Annotated in this window: 13 protein-coding genes and 2 pseudogenes; 5 read left to right on the top strand and 10 right to left on the bottom strand. The window is 39.4% G+C overall.

Features of this window, described 5'->3' with window-relative positions; genetic code table 11:
• Together L655_RS01000000124905 and L655_RS0102430 are read right to left on the bottom strand one after the other, a co-directional pair.
• Nucleotides 1-1521 (bottom strand): annotated as a pseudogene (locus L655_RS01000000124905) (protein translocase subunit SecD); the annotation flags it as partial.
• Nucleotides 1522-1628: 107 nt separating this feature from the next.
• On the bottom strand, nucleotides 1629-2099 hold the full coding sequence (locus tag L655_RS0102430) for a hypothetical protein (protein WP_024603992.1): 471 nt from the start codon (nucleotides 2097-2099) through the stop codon (nucleotides 1629-1631).
• A gap of 101 nt (nucleotides 2100-2200) precedes the next feature.
• Between L655_RS0102430 and L655_RS0102425 the strand changes: the two genes are divergently transcribed.
• From L655_RS0102425 to L655_RS0102410, 4 genes and pseudogenes are all read left to right on the top strand, one after another.
• Complete coding sequence (locus tag L655_RS0102425; protein WP_024603991.1) at nucleotides 2201-3979, top strand: ABC transporter ATP-binding protein/permease; 1779 nt, start codon at nucleotides 2201-2203, stop codon at nucleotides 3977-3979.
• A 235-nt stretch (nucleotides 3980-4214) separates the two neighbouring features.
• Nucleotides 4215-6256, top strand: a pseudogene (locus tag L655_RS01000000124900) (M13 family metallopeptidase).
• Nucleotides 6257-6514: 258 nt separating this feature from the next.
• Nucleotides 6515-7228 (top strand): YebC/PmpR family DNA-binding transcriptional regulator, encoded by a 714-nt coding sequence (locus L655_RS0102415; RefSeq protein WP_024603990.1) that lies wholly within the window; start codon nucleotides 6515-6517, stop codon nucleotides 7226-7228.
• A gap of 77 nt (nucleotides 7229-7305) precedes the next feature.
• Nucleotides 7306-8610 carry a leucine-rich repeat-containing protein kinase family protein gene (locus L655_RS0102410; RefSeq protein ID WP_033011265.1) on the top strand — a complete coding sequence of 435 codons (1305 nt, stop codon included), beginning with the start codon at nucleotides 7306-7308 and terminating at the stop codon, nucleotides 8608-8610.
• Nucleotides 8611-8689: 79 nt separating this feature from the next.
• On the opposite strand, the gene L655_RS0102405 is transcribed toward L655_RS0102410, so the two are convergent.
• The 6 genes from L655_RS0102405 to glk form a co-directional block, all read right to left on the bottom strand.
• Nucleotides 8690-9814, bottom strand: coding sequence for a sterol desaturase family protein (locus tag L655_RS0102405; RefSeq protein WP_024603988.1), 1125 nt, complete (start codon nucleotides 9812-9814; stop codon nucleotides 8690-8692).
• A 205-nt stretch (nucleotides 9815-10019) separates the two neighbouring features.
• Nucleotides 10020-11024: a type I glyceraldehyde-3-phosphate dehydrogenase gene (gap, locus tag L655_RS0102400; RefSeq protein WP_024603987.1), complete on the bottom strand. Its 1005-nt coding sequence runs from the start codon at nucleotides 11022-11024 to the stop codon at nucleotides 10020-10022.
• Between the two features lie 9 nt (nucleotides 11025-11033).
• Nucleotides 11034-11654 (bottom strand): bifunctional 4-hydroxy-2-oxoglutarate aldolase/2-dehydro-3-deoxy-phosphogluconate aldolase, encoded by a 621-nt coding sequence (gene eda, locus L655_RS0102395; RefSeq protein ID WP_002959756.1) that lies wholly within the window; start codon nucleotides 11652-11654, stop codon nucleotides 11034-11036.
• A gap of 33 nt (nucleotides 11655-11687) precedes the next feature.
• Entirely contained in the window at nucleotides 11688-13514 is a 1827-nt protein-coding gene (gene edd / locus L655_RS0102390) for a phosphogluconate dehydratase (RefSeq protein ID WP_024603986.1), read from the bottom strand.
• 336 nt (nucleotides 13515-13850) lie between these two features.
• Nucleotides 13851-14864, bottom strand: coding sequence for a LacI family DNA-binding transcriptional regulator (locus L655_RS0102385; protein WP_002959752.1), 1014 nt, complete (start codon nucleotides 14862-14864; stop codon nucleotides 13851-13853).
• 38 nt (nucleotides 14865-14902) lie between these two features.
• Nucleotides 14903-15895 carry a glucokinase gene (gene glk / locus L655_RS0102380; protein WP_024603985.1) on the bottom strand — a complete coding sequence of 331 codons (993 nt, stop codon included), beginning with the start codon at nucleotides 15893-15895 and terminating at the stop codon, nucleotides 14903-14905.
• Nucleotides 15896-16185: 290 nt separating this feature from the next.
• Between glk and L655_RS0102370 the strand changes: the two genes are divergently transcribed.
• Nucleotides 16186-17202 (top strand): LacI family DNA-binding transcriptional regulator, encoded by a 1017-nt coding sequence (locus L655_RS0102370; protein WP_024603984.1) that lies wholly within the window; start codon nucleotides 16186-16188, stop codon nucleotides 17200-17202.
• 204 nt (nucleotides 17203-17406) lie between these two features.
• On the opposite strand, the gene L655_RS0102365 is transcribed toward L655_RS0102370, so the two are convergent.
• Both L655_RS0102365 and L655_RS0102360 read right to left on the bottom strand, forming a co-directional pair.
• Complete coding sequence (locus L655_RS0102365) at nucleotides 17407-20334, bottom strand: TonB-dependent receptor (protein WP_024603983.1); 2928 nt, start codon at nucleotides 20332-20334, stop codon at nucleotides 17407-17409.
• A 531-nt stretch (nucleotides 20335-20865) separates the two neighbouring features.
• The coding region (locus L655_RS0102360) for a glycoside hydrolase family 15 protein (RefSeq protein ID WP_024603982.1) at nucleotides 20866-21683 on the bottom strand (818 nt) is incomplete at its 5' end.

The following is a 21683-nucleotide window of genomic DNA, read 5'->3' as shown; positions in this document are numbered from 1 at the left end:
CCGCCATACCTATGGTTAGCACCAAACCTGCAATACCCGGCAGCGTTAACACAACCCCTGGTAATAATGACATTAAGCCCACCAGCGACGTTAAATTTAATATAAGCGCCACGTTTGCAATAAGGCCTAAACGGCGATACCAAAGCGCCATAAATGCAAGGGTAATACCCATACCTAACATAAGCGCGGCTAAGCCATTACTAATATTTTCGCTGCCGAGGCTTGGCCCTATTGTTTGTTCGTGCACAATTGTAACGGGNCTGCGCGTAGTAATAATGCCAGATCGGCTGCCGCTTGTTGGCTTTTCATATTGGTAATACTAAAACGCGAACTTAAATGCTGAGCAATATTGGCTACGTTAATAACGTCGCTTTTTTTAACTACTTCGCCTTTAGCGTTTTGAGAATACTCAGAGTAAACCGTTGCCATTGGCTTCCCAATATTGGCTTTTGAAAACGCCGACATTGCATCGCCGCCTTGGCCGTCTAGGCTCAGTTGTACAAGTGGTTTACCCCAATCGTCGCGGCCTATGTTTGCATTATTAATATGGTCCCCTGTAAAAATTGGCACAGGATCGAGCTTTATCGTTCCGCCCGATTGCATATTAAATGTTTGCCCGCCTATTTCTTTTAATTGATAAAAACCAAGCGATGCGGTTGCACCAATAATACGCTTAGCTTCGGTTGGATCTTGCACGCCTGGTAGTTCTATACGAATACGGTGCTTACCTTGTCGCTGTGTTACCGCTTCGGTAATGCCTAACTCTTCAATACGTGAACGAAGGGTTGTGAGTGTTTGCCCCATTACTTCTTTATCAAAGCTGCTTCGGCCTTGCTCTGAATAACTAAATTTGGCAGTTTTAACGCTGCCGTTATTGCTTGTTACAACGGCTAAATTGGCAAATCGGCTTTGTAGCTCTTCAATAACGGGGGTTAACTTGTCTGTTGCATTAGGCAATGCGTTTATTTCAAACCCGTGCTGAGTTTGCTGCGCTTTTACGCCATGTGCTTTTTGTTTAATAATGATTGATTTAGCTTGTTGATACGCACTGACTAACTGCTCATCAACGGCTTTATCTAAATCTACGTCTAGTACAAATAGCACACCGCCATTTAAATCAAGGCCCAGCTTTATTGGTGATAAACCAAAATCTTGTAACCATGTAGGGCTGGTTGCATGCTCAACAATTTTAACTTGCGTGTTTGGGTATTGCGCTTTTATAGCCGCTTGCGCCTGAGCGCTTTTAGTTGGCTCGTTTAAAAGTACATTAATAGTTGATTGCTTATCTAAGCCCTGCTCAACCTCTAACCCTTGGTTATTTAAAAAAGTAACTAAGGTTTTAGTGCTTGGTAAAGATTGTGTTTCGCTGTGCGGCACGGCACTGATATGCAACCACGATTTATTTGGATATAGGTTTGGTAATGCGCTAATAGCTAATAAAACCAATACTATTAGCATGGCGATATAGCTTAATTTAAACTTAGCCGTAGACGGCTTTTTATCTTTTTTAAAACTTAACATGTTTAATCCTTATTGCCAGCAAAGCTAGCAACGTACTTTTTAAAAGCACAATTAATCTGCAGGCTAAAACTTTAAAGTTAAAACCTAATAAAATTAAATAAGGAAAATCAAGCGTGGTAGGTAGTTACAGCTCTGTAGAGTAAGTTTACGTCTTTCCAGCCACTCAAGCGCAACTTTTTACTATTAGTTACAAGCGTATACCAAGGCTGTATACGGTTAACGGCTCTTGGTGGTAAGAATATATGCCTAACAAGATTTTGAGCAAAAAATTCAAAAACCACATCGTATTCTGGCTCACTTTGAACAGTGTGCAAAAACAATGATGAATTATTGGCTGTTAACCTTGGTTGGTGCGCGTCAAAATCGGTTTGATGCGTTTTTTTATGCTGCGCAGTATCTACAGACTTACTAATAGGCTGTATTTTAGTTAAATCGGCAATATCAGTAATATCAGTAATCGAAACCTGCGTACTAATATTAATATTTAAATTTTGTGAGGCGCCCATAGCATTGCTCTGCACACTAAAAAGTGCAGCAAGTAGCAAAAAGGCAGTTAAAAACACTCTAAATTTAAACATTCACGTTTTAAAACTAAAATAAGGGATGCGTAGTATATAAGGGCAAGCATTTAAAATACAATGCTTATTAATTAAGTATTTAGTTTTAACAGAGATCACTAATGCGCCCCAAACAAAGCACAGAAAAACGACCAGATGCCATGAATTTACGCCAAAGTGTAAAAACACTGTGGCCCTACCTTACAAAATTTAAAGGCCGTGTTTTTATTGCACTTATGGCGCTTATAGGCGCAAAAGGTGCCACTTTGTTGATGCCGTGGGCACTTAAAGAAATTATAGACTCGGTAGATAAGTCAATTAACCCACTGTTAGTTATCCCCGCTTTATTGTTATTGATGTACGGTGCACTGCGTTTTGCTAGCGTATTTTTAGGTGAGATAAGAGATGCTGTATTTTCTCGCGTAACCGAGCACGCAATGCGTGATATTGGTTTAAAGGTATTTAAGCATTTGCACTCACTTGAGCTGGCTTTTCATTTAGATAGGCAAACCGGTGGCATTAGCCGCGATATAGAGCGTGGTACTAGCGGGTTAAGCTTTTTAATGCGTTTTTTAATGTTTAACATTGTGCCTACTTTATTTGAAATACTGACTGTTGCGATTATTTTTGGCACGTTGTTTTCTGTTTGGTTTGCGCTGATTACATTATTGGCAGTCGCTATTTATATTACCTTTACTGTGGTGGTTACTCAGTGGAGAAACCGCTTTATTAGAGAAGCAAACGCTGCCGACAATCAAAGTAATACCCGCGCCATAGACAGCTTGCTTAATTATGAAACTGTAAAATATTTTAATAACGAACAGTTTGAAGCAAAAACTTACGACACCTTTTTAGCAAACTGGGAAAAAGCCCGTTTAAAAAACAGAATGTCATTGCTCGCCCTTAATTCAGGCCAAGCACTTATTATTGCCTGTGCTATTACCGCGTTAATGTGGTTGGGCTCAACAGAAGTAGTTTCAGGTACACTCTCTATTGGTGAACTTGTGATGATTAACGCATATATGATTCAGCTATTTTTACCGCTTAACTTTTTAGGCTTTGTGTACCGCGAAATAAGACGCGCGCTAACCGACCTTGAAAACATGCTTGGGCTACTTAACAAAAAACCACAAATAACCGATGCACTTAATGCAAAAGAGCTAAATGTTAGCCAAGGTGAAATAACATTTAACAATGTAAGTTTTAGTTACGATGCGCATCGCCCTATTCTTAATAATCTTAGCTTTAATGTTAAAGCAGGCAGCAAAGTAGCTATTGTTGGGGCCAGTGGGGCTGGTAAAAGCTCATTGGCACGACTGCTTTATCGTTTTTATGATGTAAGCGCTGGTGAAATTAGTATTGATAATCAAGCAATAAACTCAGTAACACTTAATAGTTTACGAAAAGCCATTGCAATAGTGCCGCAAGACACCGTGCTGTTTAACACTACTATTCGTGAGAATATCGCTTACGGCAGACCATCAGCAAGTGATGCAGAAATTGATGAAGCCATTGCTATGGCGCATTTAAAAGACTTTATAGCAACACTTGATAAAGGCGATAAAACACTGGTTGGCGAGCGCGGTTTAAAAGTATCAGGCGGCGAAAAACAGCGTATTGCCATTGCACGCGCTATTTTGAAAAAGTCTCCTATTTTAATTTTTGATGAAGCAACTTCTGCACTCGATTCTCATTCTGAGCAAGCAATACTCGCAGCAATGCGTGAAGTTGCCAGTAACCATACGAGTATTGTTATTGCTCATCGCCTTTCTACTATTACCGATGCAGACACCATTATTGTGCTCAAAGCCGGACAAATTATTGAGCAAGGTAAGCACGATGAGTTACTTACACTCGCCGGAGAATATGCCCGTATGTGGGAGCTTCAGCATAAAAAATAAATAGTGTGTAACCCCTCTTAGCTCGGATACTTTCAAGTATTCGAGCTAAATAAAGCTTTTATAGCACCTATTAGCCTTTCTCTTTTATTCTATATTAGTTTTATCGAGCACTGTGGTGATTCACCTCAAAAGGTTTGTTTGTATGATTAATATCAATAACAATCGATAAGTTAAATATTCGTAACAATAAATGATTCACTCCTATTTGAATCAAAAAGCTCCTCAGGGGAACATAATGAAAAAGAGTTTAATTGCCGCAGCATTAGCTGCCACATTTATTACCGGTTGTTCAGAGCCGCAAACAACAAAAACAGACGAGCAACAACCTAAAATAGTCACTGCAGCAGTGACAAAAAAAGCAGAGTTAGGTAGTTTTGGTGTTGATTTAACAGCCCGTAACGAAGCCGTTAAACCAGGCGATGATTTTTTTATGTATGCCAGTGGCACGTGGTATGACAACTACGTAATGCCTGCAGATAAAACCCGCTACGGTGCATTTTCAGGATTAGCTGAGCGCAGTGAAGACGATGTTAAAGCTATTATTGAAGAAATAGCCGCACGTAAAGATTTAAACGCAGAAGAAAAACTCGTTGCTGATTTTTACAATGCGTATATGGATACCGAAACACTTAATAAACTAGGTGTAGCGCCTATTAAGCCATTGTTAAGTGAAATTAGTGATATAGCGTCAACTGACGATTTAGCTGAAATGTTTGGTAAGTCTTGGTTAACCGGTAATAAAGCCCCTTTTGGCGGCGGCATGTGGTTTAACCGATTAGACCCTAACAAATATGAAATGTCCCTCGGTGCTGGTGGTTTAGGCTTACCCGATCGCTCTTACTACCTTGAAGACGCTGAGCGCTTTGTTAAAACCCGTACAGCTTATGTTGCTCACATTGCTGATATGCTTGAGTTTGCAGGAGTAGAAAATACCGCTGAGCGCGCTCAAGCTATTTTAGACCTTGAAACCAAAATTGCACAAGGTCATTGGCCCCGTGAAAAGCGCCGTAATCGCGATTTAACGCTAAACCAAATTGAACGCGCCGATTTAAGCACTGCTTATCCTGGTTTTAACTGGGATTTATACTTTGCACAAACAGGTTATAAAGTACCTCAGTTAAATGTCTCTCAGCCTGAGCCTATAAAAGCGATGATTGAGCTAATCAATCAAGAAGATATTGCAGTATGGAAAGACTACCTAACGTATCATGCTATTAGCGGTAACGCAGGTTTACTATCAGAAGACGTATTTAATACTAACTTTGCTTTTTTTGGTAAAGAACTAAACGGACAGCAAGAGCCTCGCCCTCGTTGGAAACGTGCAATAAGTGAAATGTCAGGCACGAGTTCGCTTGGTTTTGCTATTGGTAAAATATACGTAGCACGTTACTTCCCTGAATCATCTAAACAACAAATGTCAGAGCTGGTTGAAAACCTACGTACAGCCCTTGGTGAACGTATTGATAACCTAGAGTGGATGGGCGATGCAACTAAAGTAAATGCGCGCGCTAAGCTTGCTGCCTTTGTACCAAAAATTGGTTACCCCGATGTTTGGCAGTCTTATGATGGTTTAAGCATTACTAAAAACGATTTAATCGGTAATGTGAAAAACATGCGTGAATTTTTTCATGCAGAAAGTGTTGAAAAAGAGCTACAAAAAACAGATCGTAACCGCTGGGGCATGACGCCACAACGCGTAAACGCTTACTACAATAGCTCGTTTAATGAAATTGTATTTCCGGCTGCGATATTACAACCNATGGCGGTATTGGCGCTGTAATTGGTCACGAAATGGGTCATGGATTTGACGATCAAGGTTCAAAATCAGACGAAAACGGTGTGCAACGTAATTGGTGGACAGATGCTGACCGCGCTGCATTTGACAAAAAAGCCGATCAACTGGCTGCGCAGTACAGTAAATACGAACCAATCGAAGGTAACTTTGTTAATGGTCGAAATAGCCTTGGCGAAAACATTGGTGATGTAGGTGGTTTGTCGATGGCTTATCACGCTTACAAGCTAAGTTTAAATGGTAAAGAAGCGCCTGTTATTGATGGCGTTACAGGCGATCAGCGCTTCTTCCTCGCGTGGGCACAAGTATGGAAAGAAAAACGTACTGAACAAAGCATGCTTAACCAACTTCGTGGTGGCACACATGCTCCAGGTCGCTTTAGAGCACAAGCGCCACGTAACCACGATGCATGGTACAAAGCGTTTGATGTAAAACCAGGCGATGAGTTATACCTTCCTGAAGATGAACGTGTACGTATTTGGTAAGTAATACTTACTTTTTATTACTTAGTAAGGCAAGCTGTTATACAGGTTGCCTTTTTTATTGAGTTAAATTTACAAGAATAGATATAATTCCAACGTCTAAGTCCCTCGATAATCCCCTCACTAAAATACATTTGAGATAGTTTTTAAACGCGACTGTTTTAATCAGCTTTAATACTTACTAGCCCTTGAATGCATTTACCTTTAGAATACGCACTATAATTTTATTCTATTATTTACATATATTAAGGCGAAACGCAGATGGGAAGAGCTTACCAAAACAAAAAAGATTCAATGGCTAAGACTGCGGGTGCTAAAACTAAAGTTTATTCTAAGTACGGCAAAGAAATTTATATTTGTGCAAAAAACGGCGGTGTAGATCCAGATGGTAACTTATCATTACGTCGTTTAATTGAACGCGCTAAAAAAGACCAAGTACCAGCACACGTTATTGACCGCGCAATAGACAAAGCAAAAGGCGGCGGCGGTGAAGACTACGCAGCAACACGTTACGAAGGTTACGGCCCTGGTAACTGTATGATTATTGTTGACTGTTTAACAGACAACAACAAGCGTACCTTTGCTGATGTCCGTGTTTGTTTTACCAAAGCAAATGCTAAAATTGGCGCTCAAAACTCTGTTTCACATTTATTTGATCACCTTGCTATTTTTGTATTTGACGGTGATGACGACGAAGCAGTACTTGAAGCTCTTATTATGGCTGATGTTGATGTAACTGACGTAGAAGTAGATGACGGTAAAGTTACTGTTTTTGCTCCTCATACAGAGTACAACAATACACGTACAGCGCTTGAAGAAATGGGCATTACTGAATTTGACGAAGACCTAATTAGCTTTGTGCCACAAATTGAAACGCCAATTGAAGGCGAAGACGTTGAAGTTATGGAACGCTTTTTAGCAATGTTAGAAGATTGCGACGACGTACAAAACGTTTACCATAACGCGCAATTCTAAAGAGCGATTTAGTAAGTTAGAACGACTTTAAGCCAACAGCTATGTTGGCTTTTTCATTTTTAGAACATGGTATTAATATGAACTCCCTTAAAGAGCTTAAAAGTGGCAAACTTGTTGGTGCTACTCGCCTGCAATTGGTAGAAGAGCTAACGACATTTCCTGAAGAAATCTTTAGCTTAGCTGACACGCTTGAAGTTCTCGATTTATCAAATAATAACTTATCAACACTACCTGATGAATTTGCCTGTTTAACAAACCTGAAGCGTGTGTTTTTATCGTTTAATCAGTTTAAGCATATTCCTAAAGTGCTCGCTAAATGCCCTGCTTTAATTATGGTCGCGTTTAAAGGTAACCAAATTTCTGAATTTGCATTAAACAGCCTGCCAAAAAATATTGAGTGGCTAATACTCACCGATAATACGTTAAGCGAATTGCCTGAAGATTTTGGTAATTATACCCAGCTTAAAAAGCTTGCGCTTGCAGGCAATCAACTTAAGCAACTGCCAAGTAGCATGGCGCAGTGTAAAAACCTTGAGCTTGTTAGGCTCTCTGCTAATAACTTAACACACGTAGACGACTGGCTGTTTGAATTGCCTAAACTTACTTGGCTTGCGTTTGCCGGTAACGATTTTAATAAAGCTCAGTGCCTTACAAAAAGCTGCTTAGAAAATAAGTCTCTTAACGATTACACACTTAGTCATGTTATTGGCCAAGGTGCATCGGGCGTTATTCATTTAGCACAAGCTATTGAAAGTGCTGTAGCGATTAAATTATTTAAAGGCGCAATTACCAGCGACGGCTACCCGCTTGATGAAGTAAATTGCTGCTTACAAGCAGGCGATCACGCTAATTTAATTAAAGTACTTGCCTACATTGAGCAAAGTGATCAGCTAGGTTTAGTAATGGAGCTAATAGATAAAAGCTTTGCTAATTTAGGCCTGCCTCCAAGCCTTGAAACCTGTACGCGTGATACCTTTAATGATGATTGCCATTACTCAACTCACGCTATTTTAAAAATTGCACAGCAAATGGTAAGTACCTTACATCACTTGCATATTTGTAAAGTAAGCCATGGCGACGTGTATGCGCATAACACCATGATAAACAAAGATGCTGATGTATTATTTGGTGATTTTGGTGCAGCCACAAACTTAGCCATGTTAAGTGATTATCAACAAAAGCAAATCGAGTTAATTGAAGTACGTGCATTAGGGTGTTTAATTGAAGACTTATTAGGCACGGTAACTGGCGATGATAAACAAAGTGAGCTCTTTGTTAAAATGTCCAATATGGCAAAATGTGCCATGCAACCTACATTAAATCAAAGACCTACATTAAATCAAAGACCTACATTTACTGAGTTATTAGCAGAGCTAAAATAAATTTAATATTAATAATATAAGCGAGCAAAATGTAACATCTTACTCGCTTTTATTTTATGTTTATTCGGATTTTCCGTACTTATTTAGTGCGCTTAAACGGGTAAACCTGTTGTTTAAGCATACCTACGGGCATGTAATCCCCGACTACACCATACGCTTGTGGCCACTCTTTTTGGCCTTTAACAGCAGTACCAAACACATAATCTAAAAACGAAAAATGTGCAGCGTAATTTCGGTCAATCGCGGCTTTATCTGACGCATGATGCCAATGGTGAAACTGCGGTGTAACCATAAAATATTTTAGCCAACCAAATTTCACACGTACATTTGCATGGTTAAACACAGCCTGTAAACCCACAATTATTACGTATAAACTAATTATTTTCTGTGAAAAACCAAGTACAAATATAGGCGTGAGCACTAAGCTGCGAGTAACCAGTATTTCAAGAATATGCTGGCGAGAGCCCGCTAACCAATCCATTTCTTTGGCGCTGTGATGTACGCCATGAAAGCGCCATAATAAAGGGACTTCGTGATAAGCACGATGCACCCAATACTGCATTAAATCGGCCACAAGTATTATTAAAAACAACTGCACTACAAAGGGTGTTTGCTCTATATAACCTTGTACTGTAGATGATACAGCCCAACCAAAACCATAATGTACAAAATGGTTAGTAACAAGTAATACAAAACCAATAATTAAATGATTTACAAAAAAGTGGTTTAAATCACCTCGCCACTCACTACGCAATATTTTTTGCTCTTTCCGATGCGGTAGCAGCTTTTCAATCACAATAAATATGAGTGTTGAGCCGAGTAAGTCTAAAATAAACCAATCGAGCCCTATGTAAGGTGTATCAGAAGCAAATTCGTTTACTTCAACGTTTGGTCCGCCAAACATAATAGCGAGTAAAATAAAAAACCACGCTGTAGCCCCTAAACGCTTATTGGTATTACGTACAAAGTTAAGTAATCCTAAACTGCCCGAGACCAATAATGATGCAAACATAAGCTGACGTAAAAAGTCGACGCTGTAGCTTTTTCTCAGCTCTGGTGTGGTTAAATATTCAGGAAAGTGAAACGCTAATACGCCTAAGCAACTCAGTATTGCTAAAAAGCAGGCTATGTAGCCACTTATGTTGCCCTCACCTATCTGAAGATGATTTGTGCGAAATACTTTTCGCGATAGAGCTCTGATCATTTTTATTATTCCTTGCGTCGTTGAGTTGATTAAATACAACGAAATTCCATTGATTTACACACCCACATATTAACAAAATTTAGGGTATAAAAAATACAAATAGTTCCCTTCTAATTTTGAATTGCAAATATACAGATAAACTAAACGCGAAAAAGCCACGCAATGCGTGGCTTGGTTGGATAAAGCTAAACTTTTACAAGGTCAATTATAAGTACTGACCTAATGCTTTAACTTGGTCTAACATGCGGTTTGAGAAACCCCACTCATTGTCGTACCAAGCCATTACTTTAACTAGTTTGCCATTGGCTTTAGTTTGCGTTGCATCAAAGATAGACGACGCTGGGTTATGGTTAAAGTCGATAGAAACAAGCGGAAGCTCGTTATATTCTAAAATACTCTTCATTGAACCCGTTGATGCTTCTTTCATGATTGCATTGATTTCTTCTGCAGTCGTATCGCGCTTAGTAATAAACGTAAAATCAACTAAAGATACGTTGATTGTTGGTACACGTACCGACATACCGTCTAATTTACCAGCAAGTTCTGGTAATACTAAACCAACAGCTGCCGCAGCACCTGTTTTAGTTGGGATCATAGATTGAGTTGCACTACGAGCACGGTATAGATCTGGGTGGTATACGTCAGATAGGTTTTGATCATTCGTATAAGAATGAATCGTTGTCATACTCCCTTTTTCAATACCTACTGTGTCATTAATTGCTTTTGCAAGTGGTGCTAAACAATTAGTAGTACACGATGCATTTGAGATAATTTGGCTATCAGCGTTAATTACATCGCTGTTTACACCATGAACCACTGTTGCATCCATATCTTTACCTGGAGCAGAAACGATTACTTTTTTAGCGCCTGCTGTAATGTGCTTAGCAGCGTCATCACGTTTAGTGAAAAAACCAGTACATTCTAAAACGATATCTACGTTTAGTGCTTTCCACGGTAAATTTGCAGGGTCGCGTTCTTGCGTTAACGTAATTACGTCGTCATCGATTAGCATAGTGTTATTTTCAAGTGTTACTTTTTTAGAAAATTGACCATGAACTGAGTCATACTGCGTTAAATGTGCATTAACGTTAGCAGGTGCTAAATCGTTAATTGCTACAATTTTAATTTCGCTGTTTTGAGCTGACTCATAAAGTGCACGTAAAACATTTCTACCGATACGGCCGTAACCGTTAATTGCTACATTAATCATTTTAGACTCCTATTTAAGTTCACTTGCTTGGCGAGCAAGCGCTTCAATTGCTTGCCAGTCTTTATTTTCAATTAGTTGTTTATCTAGCATCCACGTACCACCAACACAAATAACGTTGTTAAGCGCTAAATAGTTCGGTGCAGTTGCTAGGCTAATGCCGCCAGTTGGGCAAAAAGTAATATGTGGTAATGGGCCACCGATTGATTTAAGCATTGCTGTTCCGCCTGCAGCTTCTGCAGGGAAGAATTTTAAATACTTAAAACCATGCGACGCAAGTTGCATAACTTCACTTGCAGTTGCAGCGCCTGGTAAAAATGGTATATCTGATGTTTTAGCCAAAGCAATAAGCTCATCGCTAACACCTGGACTCACCATAAAATCTGCACCTGCGGCAACCGAAAGATCAAAGCTTGCTTTATCTACTACCGTACCAGTACCTACATAGGCTTCAGGTACTTCTGCTTTCATCAGCTTTACAGCTTCTGCAGCAATAGGTGTACGTAGTGTTATTTCTAAGGCTTTTAAGCCACCGTTATATAACGCTCTTGCAAGTGGTGCTGCATCTTCTAATTTTTCGATTACAACCACTGGCACTACGGGTGCCGATGCTAAGATTTTTTCAATACTCATTACTTGTTCCTCATTACCCAGTATGGCTAATATTTATTCAAGTCCAAAAGCACTCGCGCCTAAATCGGCACTGCTTACGATATTTCTAAATCCAGTAAATAATTCACGTCCTGTACCAAATGTTGCACTTGGCAGGCTAAGTTCTGCTTCACGTTTAGCAAGTTCTTCGTCGCTAACGTGTACTTTTAATATTCCGTTTGGCGCATCAAGTGTCACTAAATCACCTTCTCGGATTTTAGCAATAACGCCGCCTTCGACTGCCTCTGGTGCTAAGNATGCACCCGACATACGACCGTCAGTAACAATGGCTACTTTGAAGCCTTCATCTTGAAGCGTTGCCATTACTGGCGTTAATTTATGTAGCTCTGGCATACCTTTCGCTTTAGGGCCTTGCTCTTTTAGCACGGCAATAAAGTCTTGGTTTAATTCGCCACGCGTGTATGCGTCTTGCAGAGCACTTTGTGAGCTAAATACTTTTGCAGGAGCAGTAACAACTTGATGTTCAATAGCAACAGCTGACACTTTAATAACAGCTTTACCTAGGTTACCCGTTAGAAGTTGCAGACCACCTTGCTTACTAAATGGGTTACTCACTGGGCGAAGTACTTCTTCATCGTGCGAGTTTGCTGGGCAATCTACCCATTTAACTTTAGTTGGGCCAGTTGAGTCGCTCATGATCAAGCTATCGTCTTTATCCAAACGAGGCTCTGTCATGTATGGTGCTAAACCATCGCCAAGCATTGTTTTAACGTCTGTATGTAAGTAACCAGCGCTTGCTAGTTCTCGCATTAAGAAACCCATACCGCCAGCTGCTTGAAAGTGGTTTACATCAGCTGAGCCGTTAGGGTAAATACGTGTAAGAAGTGGTACAACTTCTGATAAGTCAGACATATCTTTCCACGTAACCTGAATGCCCGCAGCTTTTGCTATCGCAACAATATGGATTGCATGGTTAGTAGAACCACCTGTAGAAAGTAGACCCACTAAACCATTTATAATCGTTTTTTCGCTGATCACATCGGCTAAACACGGGCTTTCTTTATCATCTGTAAGCTGCTTAAGCATTGTTTCTACAGCATTACCTGTAAGACCATCGCGAAGCTCAGTGTAAGGATTAATAAACGAGCTACCTGGAAGGTGTAAACCCATTATTTCCATCAACATTTGGTTTGAATTGGCAGTACCGTAGAACGTACATGTACCTGCGCTGTGATAAGACGCACTTTCAGCTTCGAGTAAGTCTTCGCGGCTCACTAAACCTTGTGCAAACTTTTGGCGAATACGTGCTTTTTCTTTATTCGGAATACCTGATTGCATTGGACCTGCTGGTAAAAAGAACACAGGTAAATGACCAAACGACAATGCACCAATTAATAAACCAGGAACAATTTTGTCACAAACGCCTAAACAAAAAACACCATCAAACACATCGTGCGAAAGAGAAATTGCTGTAGACATAGCAATTACATCGCGAGAAAAAAGTGAAAGTTCCATGCCGTCACGCCCTTGCGTAACACCATCACACATTGCAGGCACGCCACCAGCAACTTGAGCTGTAGCATCGTATTTTGTTGCAATATCTTTAATTAAATCTGGGTAGTCTTTGTATGGCACATGAGCCGATAACATATCGTTATATGAGTTGATAATAGCAAGATTTGGCTGCTCATCAGCCTTTAAGCGCGCTTTGTCATCACTGCTACATGCAGCCATAACATGGGCTATATTTCCGCAACCTAAACCGGCACGAACTCTTGTTTGTTTTTTTGCGTGCGAAATGCGATCTAAATAATCTTGACGGGTATTTTTACTGCGTTCGATAACGCGCTGGGTAACTTCTTGAATACGAGGATGTAACATAATTTAACTCATCTCTATTAGTTAGAGGATAAAGGCTCAGTAGCAACTACAGACTCCACGTAAATAACTGTACTGAGCATCTTTGATTTACCCGTTCAAAGGTACGCTACCAGGGAGCCTCTCACAACAACCCTGACACCGGTGTCACTGTATTAACGCATAGCAATGACACCGGTGTCAACCCCGGGTAACAAAAATAGTTTAATATTTTAACATGACCAAATAATGACCTAATTGATTTTTAGGCACAAACCATGTTTTAGCAAGTTCAGAGTAAAAAAAAGCCCGAATAAGCGTCACTCATATTCGGGCTACTGTGAAAGTGTTTTAAACTCACTATTTTATTGCTGAGGTAGACTCACGTGTAATCAAGCGCGACTCAAGCGTTACCTGATACGGCTGCTCTTGTGGTTGAGCTATGTGTGAAATAAGTTGTGTTACGGCTTGTTTAGTCATTTCTTCAACGGGCTGTGCAATCGTTGTTAACCCAGGCCAAATATGACGTGCAATGGGTGCATTATCAAACCCAGCTATTGAAATGTCATCAGGCACTTTTAATTGGCGCTGAGTTGCTAATTTAAGTACGGCTGCCGCCATGTAATCGTTTGATGCAAATACAGCGGTTGGCCTAGGGGATAAATCTAATATGCTACGTGCACTATCTACACCTGAGTGATAACTAAAGTTACCCTCCTCTACTAAGCGCTCATCAAATTCTATACCATGGCTTGCAAGTGAACGCCTGTAACCTTTAAAACGTTGTTGCGTGGCACTGTGATCTGGGTGCCCTTTAATAAAGGCTATAGATTTATGACCGAGGTTAATTAAATGCTCGGTAATCTCAAATGCGCCTTGCTCGTCGTTACTACGCACTGAAATTGAATCATCTTGTAGTAAAGCTGATGCAACTCTTGCATAAGGAATTTTTTTAGATTTTAAAAAAGAAGCAAGCTCAGCAAAATCACCAAAAGGAGGTGTTAGCACAATACCATCTAATCGAGAAGTTTGTAGTAATTGCTCAATATTATTTATAAGTGCTTCACCACGAAACTCACAAGGGTGTATCAATAAATTATAGTTGTTTTCTTTACACGCTTCTAAGGCGCCCGTTTGCACTCGGGTAATATAACTTTTACTTGGGTTATCGTATAAACAGCCAATAATAAAGCTACGATTTTGTGCAAGACCTCGTGCAATTGGATTTGGGGTGTAATCAAGCTCTTTAAATACCGCAAGCACCTTTTCTCGGGTGGCGGCACTTACATTAGGCTCATTGTTTAACACGCGTGAGACGGTTTTTTTAGAAACCCCTGCATGGCTTGCTACACTATTTATGGTTACTTTTTTCATCTATCCATTATCCAAATACAACCTGTAAGACCAAAGCCCTATTTGCTATTGTGTAAACACGCAGCAGCGCCAATAAGCGGTATGTTGTCTTGTGTTACGAGTGTTACAGGGATTTGTCCTGCGTACTGCGACATAATACCCTTTTGCGAAAATCGTTCAACAAAACGACTCTCAAGAAGTCTTGCTTGCATACGAGGTAGTATTCCACCGCCAATAAATAATCCACCTAAGGCGCCATAAACAACCGCTAAATCACCAGCAACACTGCCAATCCAATCACAAAACTGGTTTAAGGTTGCATCACACACATCACATTCACCACTATTTGCAAGGCTGCTAATTTGTGCGGCATCTAAATTTTTAGCTGTTACACCCTTAACCGCAGACATTGCTTTGTATAAATGCGTTATGCCAGGACCTGAGAAAACAGTTTCGATAGAAACATGGGGATGATCTTTTCTTAATTCATTCAATAATAAAGTATCGAGTTCATTAACAGGTGCAAGTGATATATGCCCCCCTTCTGAACTCAACACTGCGGTAGATTGGGACGTTCTAACTAAGCACGCGGCACCAAAACCAGTACCTGGACCTATAACACCAATGTTTGCGTTATCATCAGCTTGACCTGATTTAACAATGACATTTTGTTTAGGATCTAAGTAAGGGGCAGCGTAAGCAAAGGCAGCAAAATCATTAATGACTTCAAGTTGTTGTAAATCAAAATGAGTTTTAAATTCACTGACGCTAAAATGCCAACCTAAATTGGTTAAATGCACTTGCCCGGCTTTTATTGGCCCTGCAACGGCTAAACATGCGCGTTTGGGTGCAATATGTGGGACTGTTTGTAAATATTGCTCGAGCGCACTTTCAAGTGAACCAAAATTAGCACTAGGGAATATATTAATGTGCTCTATTATAAATTGGTTAGTGTCTTCATTAAAACCAGTTATTAAAGCAAAGCGGGCATTAGTGCCGCCAACATCAGCAACTAAGATGGGATCAAATTGGGCAGAAGCGTTTGGGCTCATAGTATTATCTCTTTTGTTAAGCGACTCATGCTTATTATTTTACAATGGTGTACCATTGTTATTTATACTTTGAGCTATCACCTCAAAGTAGCTATCACAGTAAAAAATGCTGCCTATAAAGATATAGACAGCGAATACGTTTTGACAACAAAATGATAAAACACTGACATTATGACACCGGTGTCAGGAATTTATCAATAAAAATATACGTTAATTCACAAAAAGCTTGAAATTATTCATCAATAAACGAAAATGACACAATTATTTATCAATTTAATTAAGTTGTAACAATGAAAGGTAAAGCTACCTCATTTGATATTGCCCACTATGCAGGGGTATCTCAATCGACTGTATCTCGCGCTTTACGTAACAGCCACCTTGTTAATGAAGAAACACGCAAGCGTGTTTTCGATATAGCCAAAAAGCTTAATTATAAAGTTGATAAAAATGCGAGTAACCTTCGCACTCAACAAAGTAGTACGCTTGCATTATTGTTGTTTGAAGATCCCACTTCTGACGAGTCCCAAATAAATCCTTTCTTTTTAGCCATGCTTGGCAGCATTACCCGTGCTTGCGCTAAAGAAGGTTACGATTTATTAGTATCATTTCAATCGGCCAGTGCTGATTGGCAAGCAGACTATGAAGACAGCCACAGAGCCGATGGCATTATTTTACTCGGGTATGGCGATTACATTGATTACCAACCAAAATTTAACACCTTACTTGAACAAAATACTAAGTTTGTTTGCTGGGGTGCAACGGTAGATAACCGTCCCGATTTAACTGTTTGTTGTGATAACTACGGTGGCGGTAAGCTCGCCGCTGAGCACTTTATTGCGCATAGCAGAACTGATTGCGCTTTTATTGGTGATGCATCTGATCACAGTCCTGAATTTTTTAGTCGATTTCAGGGTTTTAAGGATGAGCTATTGGCTAACAACGTTAAAATAAATGAGCGTAAAATGGCTAATGCTATCTCTACTGAAGAATCTGGCTATCACGCCACACGCTCACTAATTGCTAATAATATTAAATTTAACGCCTTATTTGCTGCAAGTGACTTAATTGCTATAGGGGCTATACGCGCACTTAAAGAAGCAAATATCAACGTGCCGAAAGATGTTGCGGTTGTCGGCTTTGATAACATAGCCATTGCAAGTTATGTAAACCCACCCCTAACTACAATAGAGCAAAACACCACTATTGCTGGGCAAATGTTAGTAGAGAACCTATTAAAACTGATACGTGGTGAAGAAGTTCAAAGCACCCTGTTGCCTCCTATTCTCATTCCTAGAAGTTCAAGCTGAGCCGGGCTGATAAAATAAAGTAGAATTTATAAACGGTTTTAATTGGAAGTTACAACGACACTAATTTATTCAGTATATTTTTATCTATTCATTTCACTTTTCTTTCTGATCTATTCATATCTCATAAAAATTCAAAATTTAGATATAAAAAAAGCCTCTAACGAGGCTTTTATTAAACAACTTTTAACTCATACTAACAAGTTATTAAAAATCGTAAGACGCTGATAATTGAATTCTACGAGGAGACTGGTAAGACTGAGCTAAACCAAATGTAGCATTTCCATCGCCAGCAGCTATTTCTGCAGCTTCGTCGTAACGAGTTTCAGTAGCAGCATCAAATACGTTAAATACATCCATAGCTAAACGAACTTTCTGATCGTTAAAGCGAAGGTTATAAGTAAAGTTAAGATCTAAACGTGCTGTCCATGGTGTAGTACCCATGCTGCCACGAGGGAAACGTTTGTCACCTACATAGTAAGTATCACCATATTGGTATTGATCAGGATCTGGAGTATAACCTTGACCTAAAGCAGTCCAAGGACGTCCAGATGCGATATTAACATTAGCACCAATTAAGAAGTCTTCTGTAACAGCAAAAGCACCATAAATTTTAATGTTATGACGACGATCTGCAGGTAGATTACCATTAGCACCATCCATTAAATAAGGGTAATCCCAATCTTGCGTAAGACCTGCATCATCCTGACCATTATCAGATTTAACAAAACCTTCTGTATTACCATAGTTGTGAGACCATGTGTATAGCGCTTTTAAAGACCAAACCTGATCCCATGTTTTCTCTAATGTTAAATCAACTGATGCATATTTACGCTTAGCATCCGGGTAACCTAACTCTTCTGCACTAAAGCTATATTCTTCAGTGGTGCCGTCACCATCAAGATCGAAATTGAAAGTAGCGCCATTACCAGGGTTAAATAAGAACCAGTTTTCACCTAAATATTCACCATTTTCATCATTAAAGATATAAGAACCATCATCAATTTGATCACCTAAAACACGGTAAGTTGCCTTGATACCCCATGACCAATCATCATTAATTGCTGCTTGATAACCAATCATATACTCATCGTTATACATTGGTTCAAGATCTTTATCAGATAAGGTATTTGATGGTTTCGCAGTACCGTCACCACCATTAGAAATAGCAGGATCACCTAGCTGAGTACCTAAACCTACAGGAGTACCGTCAGCATTTAACCCTTCAAAAGCGTACCAAGTTTGGATATACGTTTCTGCACCCGCTAAACGAATATTTGTATTAGCTGCTACCGGTAGGTAATAACGACCAGCAGTGAAGAATAACTTACTATCGCCATCTCCATTAATATCCCAAGAACCACCTATACGAGGGGCAATTTGGTTATCAATAGAAACAAACTCTTCGCCATCTGCATTGTAGTTAGTAAAGCTATCATTACGGAGGCCTAATGTTAATGTTAAATCTTCAGTAACTGACCATTGATCTTCAATATAAATAGCCCAGTTTTCTACTTCAAACGAACCGCCATTTTTATAATCGCGTACACGTGTTGTCTTCATTTCTTCAGGTAAGACATAACCATTAGCCAGCCTTGCGCCTTCTTCATATGTACGATAATAGTAGTAAACGCCACCAGAGTTTTGTGTTGTTGAATCAGCTGTATTAGTTTCAGAATCATAGCCAAATCTTAACGTATGCTCATCGTTTAGGTAGTAATCAAAGTCAACTCGCAATTGCTCGCGTTTATCTTCATTTTCACCAACGGTAAAGTTTACATAACATGTAGTATCCTCACCTAAATCGGCATCATAACCTGTAGGACAATCATCGAAGTCTGAGTAATCAGTTTCTGAAAACTTAACTTGGCCAAACATTGCTGACATACTTAGATCATCTGTAAGGTTACCAGTATAGCGAACTGCAAAACTTTCTCCGCCTCGCTTATGATAAGCTGTGCCACCATCTACAGTATAATTACCATTTCCTTGAGGATCTGAAATTGTTTTTTCTGAATAAGTGCGTTTATCACTAAAGCCCCAAAGCATTAGTTGATGATCTTCGTTAATATTCCAATCAAAACGAGCTAGATAATATGGGTCATCATCTTTTTCAACTGTTAAATCTGTTTGAGACGCATTACCGTATTCGTAGTCATTATCTCTTGCAGTATAAATACCATAGAAAAATAATGTGTCTTCAACTATCGCACCTGAAGCATAAATACTTGTTTCAAATGAATTGTCGTAGTCGTCTTGGTTATTAACATATAAATCACCAATACAATGCCCGTCTGCATCTTCACAACGATCATTTTGCTTGTAAAGTGAGTTAGGAGCTTGCTCGCTTAACGAGTCAGATGAATAAATCGTTTCAACACCAAAGTGAAAATCATTAGAACCAGACTTAGTAACTGATGAGATTAATCCACCAGTGGTACGCCCGAATTCTGCAGAATAACCACCTGTTTTAACTTGGAAGCTATCGTACGCTGTGAATGGGATTGTTGCACCACCAAGACCATTACGGAAATTAGTCATATTTAGACCATTCACGTAATAAGCATTTTCAGCTACAGAAGCACCACCAAATGAAGCTTGGTCGCCAAAACGACTGTCCCCTTCAGTTGCGCCAGGCGCAAGCAATGCTACTGAAGTTACAGAGCGAGATATTGGTAAAAGTTCTAGTTCTTCAGAACTAATATTTAATGAAGATTCTGATGCAGAAACATCTATTGCGCGAATAGAACCACCTACAACAGCAATTCTTTCGATATTACCTGTAGTTAGTGGAATTTCAATAAGAGCTGTTTTACCAACTCCTATAACAACATCTTTAACTTGAGCTTGGTCAAAACCAGCTTGAGAAACGACAATATTATATTTACCAACTGGTACCTGTTTTAGATCGAACTCGCCGTTCGAATCTGCAATAAGCGTTTTTGAATAGCCTTTCGTGTCATCTGTTATTGTTATTGATGCACCCGCTAGTGAAACACCTGACTGAGCCGTTAAGCTACCTTTGATAGCGCCGTTAACGTTATCTGCCATTGCTGGCATTGCCGCACTTAACGTCATTGCAACTGCTGCAGCAGTAAATGAGCGTTTAAATGTCTTAGAAAAATTATGGTTCATCTTGATTTATCCCTAGATAATTAGATTTTTATTTTTTATGTATTTCATCAAATACTTTATATAACGGTTACTTATTTAAAGTATTTAATCCCCCTTGATCTATAAGGGGAAATAAATTTATAACACAACAAAAACAAACTTGCAAACAACTTGCAAACAAAATGCGACGGAAATTAACAGAAAAACCGTCACCAAAAACAATAAATTAACAGAAAAACAAAGGTAAAACCCAAAAATAGAATAGTAAACATATTATTCACAAACCCCAATATGCATACTTATCTACGTGACTAATAAACAGCATCAAAAAACACAGACTAGGATCAGCAAAAAAGGACCCTAAATCTAAAGAAGAAACAGAAATCACACAAATAAGTTATGACTTTCTAGAACATATAATAGTGATTAGTTAGCATAAATATTCAAAGCAGATTTATCTCAGCCCACATTATTGCAAAAAAACAAAATTAATTTTAATTAAAAAAAAGCTTCAAATAGAAGCTTTTTTCATATTTCGTAATTTTATAAAACCTAATTAAGAGACTCGGCAACTACAGGATAATAATCCCAAACTTGTTTATCACTGAGTGAGCGTACAAGCTTGATATATTCTGCGTGTGTCCAAGCTAGAGGTGTTGCTGAGTTTGTACCCTCGCCTAACTCATAACCTGCTTTATTTACGCCTACGCCATCCCATACTTGCTCCGGTAGCATCATGCCGCTATTGGCAAACTGCTCTAATCCTTTAACGTAACTATTTTTAATGTCCACTTGTTTTGCATCATCAAGCGCATTATTTGCATTTGCAGCTGCTATTTCATAATGCCCGCGCTCACCTGTAAAAAATGGCCATACCCGACCACGTTGGCCTGGCGTGTTGCTCCCGCTTTCGGCGTAGTTAGTACCTGTGGTTTCATCTTCGCCGTAACCGTCGTTACCATAACGGCGATAGCCTGCAAATGTGCCGCTACCATCGGTAAAGTTAAAGCTGTATTTCACTTGTAAGTTATCTTCAAGCGTTTCGTCGTCATACTCAGGCAGGGTTTTAACTATACTTGAATCGTTGGCACCTCTTACTCCATAGCGGACTAATTCTAAAAAACCACCGTCTAAAATCTGCTTTTTGTTAAAACCTTCACGGCCATTGTTGGCGTTAATTTTAGTATTAGAGTTAGCGTCGGTGTCTTGACCTATACGAATAAAATACTCGCCATCGGTGCTATCACCTTTTAAATTACCTTCGGTGGTAAACATTTGCGATTCTATATTACTGTTGTACTTTTTAGCCGTTGCTAAATAGCGATCTGCATTTTGAGTATCACCACTGAGTGTTGCTATGTCACTGGCTG

Origin of the sequence: Pseudoalteromonas sp. TAE79 (genome assembly GCF_000498015.1) — a bacterium.
GTDB lineage: Bacteria > Pseudomonadota > Gammaproteobacteria > Enterobacterales > Alteromonadaceae > Pseudoalteromonas.
This window is presented reverse-complemented; position numbering and strand designations above follow the sequence as displayed.